This window comes from Pseudomonas sp. URIL14HWK12:I6, from assembly GCF_000514195.1.
In the GTDB taxonomy this organism is placed as follows: domain Bacteria; phylum Pseudomonadota; class Gammaproteobacteria; order Pseudomonadales; family Pseudomonadaceae; genus Aquipseudomonas; species Aquipseudomonas putida_A.
Window position 1 is genome coordinate 252237 of the sequence record NZ_AZVL01000001.1, and the last position, 13503, is coordinate 265739.

Sequence of the window (13503 nt, forward strand, 5' to 3'; positions counted from 1 at the left end):
TGTGAAACAGAACTCCCTGAATGGATGGTTCAAGAGCGGCGCCCCGGGCGTCTGGATCAGCGGTGGCGCGGTGTCCATCGCGGTCATCATGACCATTGGCCTGCTGGCGGTGATTGCCGTGCGCGGTCTGGGTCACTTCTGGCCGGCGGACCTGATCCACGCCAGCTACGACGTACCGGGCCAGGCCAATCACCTGGTCATTGGCGAAGTGGTACAGAAAGAAGAAGTGCCGCGCGCACGCCTGAAGAGCGCCGGCCTGCCGGTGCCTGATCAGGGCCCGGAATTCATGACCCGCGAGCTGATCAAGGTCGGCAACCGTGACCTGAACGGCAACGACTTCACCTGGGTGGTCGGCGAGTGGCTGACCAAGCAGACCACGCCGCCGGAACTGATGGCGATCGAGCGTCGCGAGTGGGGCAACTTCTACGGCTACCTGGTCAACGTCAAACAGGACGGCAAGGTGATCGCCGAAGGCGAAGCGGCCTGGCCTGAGCTGCAAGCGCGGATCAACCGTGTGAACGGCCTTGCTGCACAACTCAAGTCGCTGGAAAAGACCGACATCGGTGCGATCAACGCAGGGCTCGAGCGCATCCGTCTGCACGGGCGCAAACTGGAACTCGACGGCAAGCTCGACGCCACCGCGCAAGCGGACATGGACGCCGAGCGTGCCGAACTCAATGCCCGTTATCAGGACATCGAAGCGCGTCTGAGCGATCTGCATGCGCAGTTCAACCGCGACGCGCTGACTGCACGCGATGCCAACGGCAAAGAGATCGAAATCAGCTTGGGCAAAGTGGTTCACGCCTATCAGCCGAATGCCATGGGCACGATGACCAAGATCGGTTTCTACTTCAGCAAGGTCTGGGAATTCCTTTCCGACGACCCGCGTGAAGCGAACACCGAAGGCGGGATCTTCCCGGCGATTTTCGGCACGGTGATGATGACTTTGATCATGGCGATGATCGTCACCCCGTTCGGCGTGCTGGCGGCGGTCTACCTGCGTGAGTACGCCAAGCAGAACGCCCTGACCCGGATCATCCGCATCGCCGTGAACAACCTCGCCGGCGTTCCGGCGATCGTCTACGGCGTGTTCGGTCTGGGCTTCTTCGTTTACGTGCTGGGTGGTTCGGTCGACCGATTGTTCTTCCCCGAAGCACTGCCGGCGCCGACGTTCGGTACTCCGGGTCTGCTCTGGGCCTCGCTGACCCTGGCGCTGCTGGCGGTGCCGGTGGTGATCGTGGCGACCGAGGAAGGTCTGGCGCGTATCCCGCGCACCGTCCGTGAAGGCTCGCTGGCGCTGGGCGCGACCAAGGCGGAAACGCTGTGGAAGATCGTCCTGCCAATGGCCAGCCCGGCAATGATGACCGGCATGATCCTCGCCGTAGCCCGCGCCGCCGGTGAAGTGGCGCCGCTGATGCTGGTGGGTGTGGTGAAACTGGCGCCGTCGCTGCCGGTGGACGGCAACTACCCGTACCTGCACCTGGACCAGAAGATCATGCACTTGGGCTTCCACATCTACGACGTCGGCTTCCAGAGCCCGAACGTCGAAGCGGCACGACCGCTGGTGTACGCCACGGCGCTGCTGCTGGTGCTGGTGATCGCCACGTTGAACCTGTCGGCGGTGTGGATTCGTAACCACCTGCGCGAAAAATACAAAGCACTGGACAGCTGATTTTGCAGCACTGATTTCTATGTGGGAGCGAGCCTGCTCGCGAAGGCATCACCGCGGTTTCATAGACAAACCGCAGCGCCTGAATCGCCAGCAGGCTGGCTCCCACAAAAACCGAACCGAATTTGTTAGCACAGGGAGCCTCCCATGCAGCACGAAACACATACCCACGGCATCAACATGTCGGCCCTGGGTCGCGACAAGCAGAGCCTGAGCCTCGAGCAGGAAACCGTGGCCATCGAAGTCCCGGGCCTGAGCCTGTTCTACGGCGAGAAGCAGGCGCTGTTCGACGTCAGCATGAACATCCCGAAACAGCGCGTGACCGCGTTTATCGGCCCGTCCGGCTGCGGCAAGTCCACGCTGCTGCGTACCTTCAATCGTATGAACGACCTGGTTGACGGTTGCCGTGTCGAAGGTGCGATCAACCTGTACGGCAACAACATCTACCGCAAAGGTGAAGACGTTGCCGAGCTGCGTCGCCGCGTCGGCATGGTGTTCCAGAAGCCCAACCCGTTCCCCAAAACCATCTACGAAAACGTGGTCTACGGGCTGCGCATCCAGGGCATCAACAAGAAGCGCATTCTCGACGAAGCGGTCGAGTGGGCATTGAAAGGCGCGGCACTGTGGGACGAAGTCAAAGACCGTCTGCACGACTCGGCACTCGGCCTGTCCGGTGGTCAGCAGCAGCGTCTGGTGATCGCGCGCACCATCGCCGTTGAGCCGGAAGTGTTGCTGCTCGACGAACCGTGCTCGGCCCTCGATCCGATCTCGACCCTGAAAGTCGAAGAGCTGATCTACGAGCTGAAGTCCAAGTTCACCATCGTCATCGTCACCCACAATATGCAGCAGGCCGCGCGGGTTTCCGACTACACGGCGTTCATGTACATGGGCAAACTGGTGGAATTCGGCGACACCGATACCCTGTTCACCAATCCGGCGAAGAAACAGACCGAAGACTACATCACCGGTCGTTATGGCTGACAGTTGCGGTTATTCACAGAATTGACGCTGCGGCCCACCGCACCTTACCGGACGCTCCAAGGACGCCACCATGATTAGTAAAGAAGGCCTTACCCACCACATCTCCGCGCAGTTCAACGCCGAGCTTGAGGAAGTGCGCAGCCACCTCCTGGCCATGGGCGGGCTGGTCGAGAAGCAGGTCAACGACGCGGTCACCGCGCTGATCGAGGCCGATTCCGGTCTGGCCCAGCAGGTGCGCGAGATCGACGACCAGATCAATCAGATGGAACGCAACATCGACGAAGAATGCCTGCGCATTCTGGCCCGTCGTCAGCCGGCGGCGTCCGACCTGCGGCTGATCATCAGCATCTCCAAGTCGGTGATCGATCTGGAGCGCATCGGCGACGAAGCGACCAAGATCGCCCGTCGCGCCATTCAGCTGTGCGAAGAAGGCGAAGCGCCGCGTGGTTACGTCGAGGTCCGTCACATCGGCGATCAGGTGCGCAACATGGTTCGCGATGCGCTGGACGCGTTTGCCCGCTTCGATGCCGATCTGGCCTTGTCGGTGGCGCAATACGACAAGGTCATCGACCGCGAATACAAGACCGCCCTGCGCGAGCTGGCGACCTACATGATGGAAGACCCGCGCTCTATCTCGCGGGTTCTGAGCATCATCTGGGTGCTGCGTTCGCTGGAACGCATCGGCGATCATGCGCGCAACATCTCGGAACTGGTGATCTACCTGGTGCGCGGCACCGACGTGCGTCACCTGGGCCTCAAACGCATGAAAGAAGAAGTTGAAGGCACAAGCGGCGAAACCGCTAATGTTCCGGGCAATGCTGACGATAAGTAAGATTGCCTGAGAAAAGCGCCCGGCCCTTTGGCCGGGCGTTTTTTTTAGGGCGCCTGAATCAGGAAATCGAATTAAAAAGCAGCACCCGCGAACGAAAAGTCCCGGCGTGACTGAAGATTGTTGGCAATGTGCCATCAGTAAAAGCGGTATGCTTGCCGGGATTTTTATAGGGGTGTTGGATGAGCAAGATCAGTGTGTTGGTCGTGGACGATGCTTCGTTCATTCGTGACCTGGTGAAAAAGTGCCTGCGTAATTACTTCCCGGGGATCCGCACCGAGGACGCCGTCAACGGCAAAAAGGCCCAGGCCATGCTGGCCAGGGAAGCGTTTGACCTGGTGCTGTGCGACTGGGAAATGCCGGAAATGTCCGGCCTCGAGCTGCTGACCTGGTGCCGCGAGCAGGACAATCTCAAGACCATGCCGTTCGTCATGGTCACCAGCCGTGGCGATAAAGAGAACGTGGTGCAGGCGATCCAGGCCGGGGTTTCCGGCTACGTCAGCAAGCCGTTCACCAACGAACAACTGCTGACCAAGGTCAAGCAGGCGCTGAACAAGGTTGGCAAGCTCGACACCCTGATGAACAGCGCGCCGACCAAGATGAACTCGGCGTTCGGCAACGATTCCCTGAGCGCATTGACCGGCGGCAAGCCTGCCGTGGTCGGTGCTGCGCCGGCGGCCGCTGCTGCGGTCAATCCGTTCGCCAAGCCAGCGGTTGTCGCGCCAACGCCAGCTGCTGCGCCGTCGCGCGGTTTGCTTAACAGCCCGCCGGTGCAGGCACCGGCTGCCTCGAAAGCGCCAGTCGGTGGTCGTGGCCAGGGTCAGTTGCGCCTGCCAAGTGGCACCCAGCAATGCGTGATCAAGGCCCTGAGCATCAAGGAAGCGCTGCTGGTAGTGAAACGCACTGACACCCTGCCGCAGATCCTCGACAGCGCCGTGCTCGACCTGGAGCAGGGCGACAACGCCGAAATCGCCCGCCTCAACGGCTACCTGCACGCCATCGTTGCCCACGAGCAGAAAGCCGACAGCGACTGGCTGCAACTGACTTTCCGTTTCGTCGACCAGGATGCGCAGAAGCTCGATTACATCTCCCGCCTGATCGCCCGCGGCACGGCGCAGAAGCACTTCGTTCCGGGCGCTTGATCCTCGTCGCCTGACACACCGCCTTCGCGAGCAAGCCCGCTCTCACCTTGAAATGCATTTCATAGGTGGGAGCGAGCCTGCTCGCGAAGGGGCCATCACTTACGACATCGATTTCCCAGACCGCCCAATTTGAAACATCTGTCGACTAGCCTGGTCTGCTTCACCTGCTAGGCTCATTTCCAGGCCTTCCTTCGACAGACTCTTTGCCCATGCTCGCGCGCCTGCTGTTTTTCTGTGGTCTTTTCCTGGCCTCCACCTCGACTGTGGCCATGACCATCTACAAATCCACCGATGCCAACGGCGTGGTCTCGTACAGCGACCGGCCGAGCAAAGGCTCGCAGGTGTTCGTGTTTCAGGACCGCATGGTCGAGCACCTCGAACGTCAGGTGTACCTCGATATCAAGAAGCAGAAGGGCAGCGACGTGGTGTTCGTGCGCAACGATCTGTATGCGCCGGTCGAAATTGCGCTGGCGTTTACCGGCCTGAGCAATGTGCGTGGCGCTCCGGCGCAGACGATTCGCCGGGTGCTGCCGGCGCGCAGCAATACGCGGTTGGCGTTGCTGACGGCGATCAGCCGGGGTCAGCCGCTGGTGTATTCGCCGCAGTTCCAGTATTCGCTGGGTGACCCCGCAGGTGCTGCGCAGAGCTATCGCTATCCGCTGCCCTGGCGGGGCGGGCCGTTCCGTCTGAGTCAGGGCGCCAACGGCCAGTACAGCCACTATGGGCCGAAGAACCGGTATGCGATGGACATCGCCATGCCGGTGGGGACACCGATCATTGCCGCACGGGCCGGGGTGGTGGTGAAAACCGAAAATTCACAGAGCGGGCGCGGCAATGATGCCTCCGGCAATTTCGTCCGGGTGCTGCACGACGACGGCACGATGGGTGTGTACCTGCATCTCAAGCAAGGTTCGGTGAGCGTACGCGAGGGGCAGCGGGTGACGGTTGGCAGCCCGCTGGCGCTGTCCGGCAATACCGGCAACAGCAGCGGCCCGCACCTGCACTTTGTGGTGCAGCGCAATACCGGGCAGGGGCTGGTGTCGATTCCGTATCAGTTCAACCAGCCACTGGGGGCGTTGCCCAACTTTGCGTTGGGCAAACAGTGATGTGTTGTATCTGTTGGCCCCTTCGCGAGCAGGCTCGCTCCCACCCTGGAATGCATTTCAACTGTGGGAGCGAGCCTGCTCGCGAAGGAATCGGCGCGGTGCCCGATCAGCCCATCAATCCAGCATCAACACCTTCGCCAGCACAATCTTCGGCCCTTTCATCTTCTTGATGATGATCCGCAGGCCTTCGACTTCCAGCACTTCTTCCTCTTCCGGCACTCGTTTCAGGGTCTCGTAGACCAGACCGGCGAGGGTTTCGGCTTCGATGTGATCCAGGTCGATTCCGAGCAGGCGTTCAACCTTGAACAGCGGCGTATCACCACGCACCAGCAGCTTGCCCGGCTGATACGCGAGGATCCCGCGCTCCGCCTTGCGGTGTTCGTCCTGGATATCGCCGACCAGCACTTCCAGCACGTCTTCCATGGTCAGGTAGCCGATGATGTTGCCGTCGGCTTCTTCCACCACGGCGAAGTGCGAGCCGCCCTTGCGGAACTGCTCCAGCAGCTGCGACAGCGGCATGTGCCGCGACACGCGCTCCAGTGGACGGGTCAGTTCAGCCAGGTTGAACGACTCCGGAATGTGGTCCAGCGCCGCCAGCTCCAGCAGCAGGTCCTTGATGTGCAGCAGGCCGACGAACTCCTGACGTTCGCTGTCGTACACCGGATACCGGCTGAACTTGTGGCGACGGAACATCGCCAGAATTTCTTTCAGCGGCGCGTTGAATTCCAGGGTGATCAGGTCTTCGCGGGAGTTGGCCCAGTCGACCACTTCCAGCTCGCCCATTTCCACTGCCGAGGCCAGCACGCGCATGCCTTGGTCGCTCGGGTCCTGGCCACGGCTGGAGTGCAGGATCAGTTTCAGTTCTTCGCGGCTGTAATGGTGTTCGTGGTGCGGGCCGGGTTCGCCCTGGCCGGCAATCCGCAGAATTGCGTTGGCGCTGGCATTGAGCAGGTAGATCGCCGGGTACATCGCCCAGTAGAACAGGTACAGCGGCACCGCCGTCCACAGCGACAGCAGCTCCGGTTTGCGGATCGCCCACGACTTGGGCGCCAGCTCACCGACCACGATGTGCAGGTAGGAAATGATGAAGAACGCGGTAAAGAACGAAATGCCTTTGACCACTTCCGGCGACTGCACGCCGACCGCGCTCAGCAGCGGTTCAAGAATGTGCGCGAATGCCGGCTCACCGACCCAGCCCAGACCGAGGGAGGCGAGGGTGATACCGAGCTGACACGCCGAGAGGTACGCATCGAGCTGACTGTGTACGGTGCGCAGGATATGCCCGCGCCAGCCGTTCTTGTCGGCGATGGCCTCGACCCGGGTCGAGCGCAGTTTGACCATGGCGAATTCCGCCGCAACGAAGAAGCCGTTGAGCAAAACCAGGATCAGAGCGAAAAGAATCATGCCGAAATCGGCGAAAATCGTAGCGAGGGACAAGCCAGGGGAAGGGTCCATGATGGAGTTTTGCGGGTTCCGTGTGATTCAAAAGAGAGAAAAGTCGCGCCTGAAAGGCAGGCGCAAGTCAGCCAATGTAGCGGCTGACCTGGCGATTGCCTAGTGCGACATTACTCAGCGGTGCTGATCGCCCGTGCGCTGGCCACTTGCGCCGGAGCGAAATGACAGGTGAATGTGCTGCCATGACCGGGCACGCTGCTGATCTCCATCCGCGCGCGGTGGCGCAGCAACACGTGTTTGACGATCGCCAGGCCCAGCCCGGTGCCGCCAGTGTTGGAGTTGCGGCTGGAGTCGACGCGGTAGAAGCGTTCGGTCAGGCGCGGCAGGTGCTTGCTGTCGATGCCGATCCCGGAATCCTGCACGCTCAGGTGCGCGCCTTGCTCGTCACCCCACCAGCGAATGCGGATATTGCCTTCGGCCGGGGTGTATTTCACCGCGTTGAACACCAGGTTGGAGAAGGCGCTGCGCAGTTCCGCCTCGCTGCCCTTGAGCAGGATGCGCGCATCGGCTTCGAGAGTGATTTTCTGGTTCTTCTGCCCGGACAACTGCTGGGCGTCGCTCTTGATTGACTGCAGCAGGGCGTCGATCTGCACTGGCTGGTTGTCCGACGGGTAATCGGTGGCTTCCAGTTTCGCTAACAGCAGCAGGTCGTTGAGCAGCGTCTGCATGCGCCCGCCCTGTTGTTGCATCTGCTGCAGCGCGCGGCTCCAGCGCGGGTTCACTTCCTCGACATTGTCGAGCAGGGTTTCCAGATAGCCGCAGATCACCGTCAGCGGCGTGCGCAGTTCGTGGGAGACGTTGGCGATGAAGTCTTTGCGCATCTGTTCCAGCTGATGGATGCGCGTGACGTCTCGCACCAGCATCAGGTGTTCGTTGTTGCCGTAGCGCGTCAGGTACAGCTGAATGCGCACCCGATCATTGGTCGGCGAGGGGATTTCCAGCGGTTCGGCATAGCTGTCCTGCTCGAAGTATTCCTTGAAGCGCGGATGCCGTACCAGGTTGGTCACCGGTTGGCCGCTGTCCTGCGGGGTCTTGAGGCCGAGCAGGGTTTCGGCAGCGCGGTTCCACCATTCCAGGTTGCCGTCGCTGTCGAGCATGATCACCGCGTCTTTGAGCGCGGCGGTGGACTCCTGCACCCGGTCGATCACCGCTTGCAGGCGCCCGCGCACCCGTTGGTCGCGGCGTTGCAGGTGGTAGATGCTGTCGAACACCTCGCCCCACAGGCCATAGCCGTCGGGCGGTGCTTCATCGGGTTGGTGCAGGCGCAGCCATTCGTGCAGACGCAACAGTTGCTTGAGCGTCCAGGCCAAGTAAATGCCCAGGCCGGCAGCGAGGCTCCAGCCGTAATAGCCGGTGATCAGGCCGATCACCAGACACGCTGTGACCAGCAACAGCATGTGGCGAATCAGGGTGCCATGCCAGTTTTGATTCACGGAAAATACGGTCCTTGTCAGCGAGTCTGGCGGTCGGATCAGGCCTTGGTGGAAAACCGGTAGCCGGTGCCGCGCACGGTTTGTACCAGATTTTCGTAGGCGTCGCCGAGGGCCTTGCGCAGGCGGCGGATGTGCACGTCGACGGTGCGCTCTTCAACATAGACGTTGCCGCCCCAGACCTGATCCAGCAACTGCCCGCGCGTGTAGGCGCGTTCCTGGTGGGTCATGAAAAATTGCAGCAGACGGTATTCGGTCGGGCCCATCTCGGCCGGACGGCCGTCGATGGTCACGCGGTGGCTGATCGGGTCGAGCAGCAGGCCGCCGACTTCGATTGGCGCTTCGCCATCAGTCGGGCCGGCGCGGCGCAGCACAGCCTTGAGGCGGGCGACCAGTTCGCGTGGGGAAAACGGTTTGGTGATGTAGTCGTCGGCGCCGACTTCAAGACCCTGGATCTTGTTGTCTTCTTCGCCCTTGGCGGTGAGCATGATGATCGGGATGTCCCCGGTCAGCTCGTCACGCTTGAGGCGGCGGGCCAGTTCGATGCCGGAGGTGCCGGGCAGCATCCAGTCGAGCAGGATCAGGTCCGGTTTGCGGTCAACGATGATGGCGTGTGCCTGCTGCGAGTTTTCCGCCTCGAGGCAGTCATAGCCGGCCATTTCCAACGCAACGGCGATCATTTCGCGAATGGGCGCTTCGTCGTCGACGATCAGAATGCTCCTGCCAACCATGCCTTAATCCTCTTGTCATTTAACTGTCTTGCGCCGCATTAGATAACGGAATTATTGCAGTCGTGTGACAGTATTTTAGTCGCCCGGCGGTTGGCGTGATCCTGGACTAAGCTCTAAGTCCGAATCCTGACAACCACAAAAGAAGGTTTCCATGACTCAAATGACTGCTTCTTTCAAAGCTCTGCTGATGGCTGCTGCCGTTGCTTTACCGACCATGGCGTTTGCTGCTGAGCCAGCGATGGAGAAGGACGGCATGTTTACCGATCACAAGGGCATGACCCTGTATACCTTTGCCAAAGACTCTGCGGGCAAGTCCATGTGCAACGACAAATGCGCGGCGAACTGGCCACCACTAATGGCTACGGCCGGCGACAAGTCCATGGGCGACTGGACCGTGATCAAGCGTGACGATGGCAAGATGCAATGGGCCTACGAGGGCAAACCGCTGTACACCTTCGTCATGGACAAGAAGGCTGGTGACATGACCGGTGAAGGCAAGATGGACGGCGCCTGGCACGTCGCCAAGGCCAAGTAAACGCAAATCCCCTGTGGGAGCGGGCTTGCTCGCGAAAGCGGTGTGTCAGTTGACGAAGAGGCCAACTGACACGACGCCTTCGCGAGCAAGCCCGCTCCCACAGGTTTTGTGGATCAACGCAGTGCGTAATCCAGCACGATCCCGACAAAAATCGCCAACCCGGCCCAGTGGTTGTGCAAAAACGCCTTGAAGCAACGCATGCGGTCGCGATCACGGGTGTACCAGAATTCCCACGCATAGCATCCAGCGGCCACCAACAGGCCGAGATGGAACCCGATGCCCAGCTCGAACTTCGACCCGGCCAGCAACAGGCAGCCCAGCGACAGCGCCTGTAACGTCAGGATGATCACCCGATCCGCCTCGCCGAACAGAATCGCCGTGGATTTCACGCCGATCTTCAGGTCGTCGTCACGATCAGTCATCGCGTAATAGGTGTCGTAACCCACCGTCCACAGCAGGTTGGCAATCCACAGCAGCCACGCGGCGGCGGGCAGTTCACCGGTTTCAGCGGTGAACGCCATCGGCATGCCCCACGAGAACGCCGCGCCGAGCACCACTTGCGGGTAATAGGTGTAGCGCTTCATGAACGGGTAGGTGAACGCCAGCGCCAGACCGCCCAGCGACAGCCAGATGGTCGGCGCATTGGTGCACAGCACCAGCAGGAAACTCACGCCCATCAGCAGCGCGAAGAACACCAGCGCCTCTTTCGAACTGATCTTGCCGCTGGCCAGCGGTCGTTGCGCGGTGCGTTTAACGTGGCCGTCGACCTTGCGATCGGCCCAGTCGTTGATCACACAGCCACCGGCACGGGTCAGCACCACGCCGAGGACGAAAATCACCATGTTGGCCAGCGACGGCGAGCCCTTACCGGCAATCCATAGCGCCCACAGGGTCGGCCACAGCAGCAGGTAGATGCCGATCGGCTTGTCCATGCGCGTCAGCTGAATGAAATCCCAGGCGCGCGGGTTCAAGCGGTTCAGGGACTTGAGCAGGCTCTGGTACATCAGCAGTTCTCCGGATGGGCGCGGGTGGCGCTCCACAGGGGCGGCAGGAAAATCTCCGCCACCAGTACGCTCAAGGCGCCACGGTCAAAGCGCGAGCGCCGGCCCCACAGCTCCGGGGCGCGGCAGGCTGGCGGCAGCCAGTCTTGCGGGTAGTGACAGACCTCGATGGCGCGGCGCTGGAAGGCGTGGTCGCAAAACAGCAGTTCGCCCAGCGAGCGGCTGCCCAGTTCGTCCATGTGCAGGCCGTCGCCTTGCAGGGCGGCGCGTGACGCCACGCTACGGGCGAACACCCAGGCCTCGCCGTGACCGCGCAGATACACCTCGCGCACCCAGCCTTCGCTGCTTTCGGCCAAATCCAGCGCCGCGCATTCGTCGCTGCGCAAAGTGTCCCAGCCTTCGAACAACGGTGTGACGCTGAAGCCGTCATTCGACAGCCGCGTCAGGCGGCGGGTCAGCGAGCCTTCGTCGAACAACCAGTTCAGGGTCAACGAATCGGGAAGGGGCGTCAGTCGGCTTTGAGTCAGCCAGAGCGGGGCCGGGCAGGCGTTTGAATGTTGCACAATGAGTCATTATTGGCCGCAAATGAGGCGGCGAGCTTAACATGGCGTGCTGCGAATTTGATGGATCCGGGGCGCCGTTGCGCCGAACAGGCTTGCATCTGCCCGGCACCCTCAGTACAAAACGCCCTGAGCCGGATGGCAGCGCAACCACCATCGACCATCCGCGCCGACAAAAGCCTGAATCCTGAGGAAGTACCTGAATGAAAAAGTGGCAATGCATCGTCTGCGGCCTGATCTACAACGAAGCTGACGGTTGGCCGGATGACGGCATCGCGCCGGGCACCCTGTGGCAGGACGTGCCGGAAGACTGGCTGTGCCCGGACTGCGGCGTGGGCAAGTCGGACTTCGAAATGATCGAAATCAACTGAGAAAAACCAAGGAGTAAGGCATGAACGCACCTGTCGTAATCGTCGGCACCGGGCTTGCGGGTTACAACCTGGCCCGGGAGTTTCGCAAACTCGATGGCGAAACCCCGCTGCTGCTGATTACCGCCGATGACGGGCGCTCTTACTCCAAGCCGATGCTCTCCACCGGTTTCGGCAAGAACAAGGACGCCGATGGCCTGAGCATGGCCGAACCCGGCGCCATGGCCGAGCAGTTGAAGGCCGAAGTGCGCACCCACACGCGCATCAGCGGCATCGACGCCGGCCACAAGCGCCTGTGGATCGGCGAGGAAGCGGTGTACTACCGCGACCTGATCCTCGCCTGGGGTGCGGAAACCGTGCGAGTGCCGATCGAAGGTGACGGTGCTGATCTGGTGTTCCCGATCAACGATCTCGAAGATTACGCGCGCTTTCGTGCAGCCGCTGCGGGCAAGCGCCGCGTATTGCTGCTAGGCGCCGGGCTGATCGGCTGTGAATTCGCCAACGACCTGATCCTCGGCGGCTACGAGGTGCAACTGGTGGCGCCGTGCGAGCAAGTGATGCCGATGCTGCTGCACCCGGCCGCTGCAGCAGCCGTGCAGGCCGGGCTGGAAAGCCTCGGCGCGCGTTTCCACCTCGGCCCGGTGCTGACTCGCCTGCAAAAAGTCGCGGACGGGCTGGAAGCGCATCTGTCCGACGGGCAGGTGATTGCCTGCGATGTGGTGGTATCGGCCATCGGCCTGCGCCCGCGCATCGATCTGGCCGCGGCGGCCGGGGTGCAGGTCAATCGCGGTGTCGTAGTCGACCGGTATCTGAAGACGTCCCACGCCAATATTTACGCCCTGGGCGACTGTGCCGAGGTCGATGGGCTGAATTTGTTGTACGTGATGCCCCTCATGAGCTGTGCGCGTGCGCTGGCACAAACCCTGGCGGGCAATCCGACGGCCGTGAGTTACGGCCCGATGCCGATCACGGTGAAAACTCCGGTGTGCCCGTTGGTCGTTTCGCCACCGCCACGGGGCAGCGAAGGCGTCTGGACCGTCGAAGGGCAGGGCGCCGACATCAAGGCCCTGTGCCACAGTGCCGATGGTCAGTTGCTCGGCTATGCACTGACCGGTGCGGCGGTGATGGAAAAACTTGCTCTGAACAAACAGCTTCCGCCCCTGCTGGCGTAAATACCGGTCGTTCTGTCGGAATCACCCCGCTTTTGCCCCCACAAAGGTCGCGGGGAGACTGGCGCCGCCGGTATCCGCGTGCCATTCTCACTCCCGTCTGCCGCAGAGTAGAGCCTGCGGCGCCTTGGGCGCTGTTCCAACGAGAACAGCACGGACATAACAACAAAAAACCGTCAAAGGGGCTTCACTAATGCGTAAACCAGAACTCGCCGCTGCAATCGCTGAAAAAGCGGATCTGACCAAAGAACAGGCCAACCGCGTTCTCAACGCCGTCCTCGAAGAAATCACCGGCGCTCTGCACCGCAAGGACAGCGTCACGCTGGTGGGCTTCGGCACCTTCCTGCAACGTCACCGCGGCGCCCGCACCGGCAAGAACCCGCAAACCGGTGAGCCGGTGAAGATCAAGGCCAGCAACACCGTGGCATTCAAGCCAGGCAAGTCGTTGAAAGACAGCGTCAATCCTTAAATTGTGGCGAACTCCCTGAGTAGCGGGGAGAACTGCAATAAAAAATGGGCACACCGAT

At 61.4% G+C, this 13503-nt stretch carries 14 protein-coding genes and 1 pseudogene; 9 read left to right on the plus strand and 6 right to left on the minus strand.

Annotation, left to right across the window (positions count from 1 at the left end; genetic code table 11):
• Window position 1 precedes the first annotated feature (1 nt).
• From pstA to H043_RS0101145, 5 genes are all read left to right on the plus strand, one after another.
• The gene (gene pstA / locus H043_RS0101125) at window positions 2-1672 is read left to right on the plus strand and encodes a phosphate ABC transporter permease PstA (protein WP_007962288.1); all 1671 of its coding nucleotides are present in this window, start codon (window positions 2-4) and stop codon (window positions 1670-1672) included.
• 144 nt (window positions 1673-1816) lie between these two features.
• Window positions 1817-2650 carry a phosphate ABC transporter ATP-binding protein PstB gene (pstB, locus tag H043_RS0101130; protein ID WP_007962289.1) on the plus strand — a complete coding sequence of 278 codons (834 nt, stop codon included), beginning with the start codon at window positions 1817-1819 and terminating at the stop codon, window positions 2648-2650.
• 70 nt (window positions 2651-2720) lie between these two features.
• The gene (phoU, locus tag H043_RS0101135) at window positions 2721-3482 is read left to right on the plus strand and encodes a phosphate signaling complex protein PhoU (RefSeq protein ID WP_003229617.1); all 762 of its coding nucleotides are present in this window, start codon (window positions 2721-2723) and stop codon (window positions 3480-3482) included.
• 179 nt (window positions 3483-3661) lie between these two features.
• Window positions 3662-4621 (plus strand): response regulator, encoded by a 960-nt coding sequence (locus H043_RS0101140; RefSeq protein WP_027610371.1) that lies wholly within the window; start codon window positions 3662-3664, stop codon window positions 4619-4621.
• A 209-nt stretch (window positions 4622-4830) separates the two neighbouring features.
• Window positions 4831-5727 (plus strand): M23 family metallopeptidase, encoded by an 897-nt coding sequence (locus H043_RS0101145; RefSeq protein WP_027610372.1) that lies wholly within the window; start codon window positions 4831-4833, stop codon window positions 5725-5727.
• A 114-nt stretch (window positions 5728-5841) separates the two neighbouring features.
• Here H043_RS0101145 and H043_RS0101150 read toward each other — a convergent pair whose 3' ends face one another.
• The 3 genes from H043_RS0101150 to phoB form a co-directional block, all read right to left on the minus strand.
• Window positions 5842-7182, minus strand: a complete 1341-nt coding sequence (locus tag H043_RS0101150; protein ID WP_003229612.1) for a hemolysin family protein — start codon at window positions 7180-7182, stop codon at window positions 5842-5844.
• A gap of 110 nt (window positions 7183-7292) precedes the next feature.
• Window positions 7293-8579: a phosphate regulon sensor histidine kinase PhoR gene (gene phoR / locus H043_RS0101160; protein WP_256214113.1), complete on the minus strand. Its 1287-nt coding sequence runs from the start codon at window positions 8577-8579 to the stop codon at window positions 7293-7295.
• 74 nt (window positions 8580-8653) lie between these two features.
• A complete protein-coding gene (gene phoB, locus H043_RS0101165; protein WP_003229608.1) occupies window positions 8654-9343 on the minus strand; it encodes a phosphate regulon transcriptional regulator PhoB in 690 nt (229 codons plus the stop codon).
• Between the two features lie 151 nt (window positions 9344-9494).
• On the opposite strand from phoB, the gene H043_RS0101170 reads away from it, so the two are divergent.
• The gene (locus tag H043_RS0101170; RefSeq protein ID WP_027610374.1) at window positions 9495-9878 is read left to right on the plus strand and encodes a hypothetical protein; all 384 of its coding nucleotides are present in this window, start codon (window positions 9495-9497) and stop codon (window positions 9876-9878) included.
• Between the two features lie 11 nt (window positions 9879-9889).
• Here H043_RS0101170 and H043_RS30600 read toward each other — a convergent pair.
• The 3 genes and pseudogenes from H043_RS30600 to H043_RS0101180 all read right to left on the minus strand — a co-directional run.
• A pseudogene (locus H043_RS30600) lies at window positions 9890-9979 on the minus strand (metal ABC transporter ATP-binding protein); the annotation flags it as partial.
• A 12-nt stretch (window positions 9980-9991) separates the two neighbouring features.
• On the minus strand, window positions 9992-10882 hold the full coding sequence (gene ubiA, locus H043_RS0101175; protein ID WP_027610375.1) for a 4-hydroxybenzoate octaprenyltransferase: 891 nt from the start codon (window positions 10880-10882) through the stop codon (window positions 9992-9994).
• Window positions 10882-11442 carry a chorismate lyase gene (locus tag H043_RS0101180; RefSeq protein ID WP_027610376.1) on the minus strand — a complete coding sequence of 187 codons (561 nt, stop codon included), beginning with the start codon at window positions 11440-11442 and terminating at the stop codon, window positions 10882-10884. Before H043_RS0101180 ends, ubiA begins: the two co-directional genes overlap by 1 nt.
• Before the next feature lie 200 nt (window positions 11443-11642).
• Here H043_RS0101180 and H043_RS0101185 point away from each other — a divergent pair, with 200 nt between their 5' ends.
• The 3 genes from H043_RS0101185 (at window position 11643) to H043_RS0101195 (ending at window position 13445) form a co-directional block, all read left to right on the plus strand.
• Entirely contained in the window at window positions 11643-11810 is a 168-nt protein-coding gene (locus H043_RS0101185; protein WP_003229600.1) for a rubredoxin, read from the plus strand.
• Between the two features lie 20 nt (window positions 11811-11830).
• Window positions 11831-12979: an NAD(P)/FAD-dependent oxidoreductase gene (locus H043_RS0101190; RefSeq protein WP_027610377.1), complete on the plus strand. Its 1149-nt coding sequence runs from the start codon at window positions 11831-11833 to the stop codon at window positions 12977-12979.
• A 190-nt stretch (window positions 12980-13169) separates the two neighbouring features.
• Window positions 13170-13445 carry an HU family DNA-binding protein gene (locus tag H043_RS0101195; RefSeq protein ID WP_003213368.1) on the plus strand — a complete coding sequence of 92 codons (276 nt, stop codon included), beginning with the start codon at window positions 13170-13172 and terminating at the stop codon, window positions 13443-13445.
• The last annotated feature ends 58 nt before the right edge of the window (window positions 13446-13503 follow it).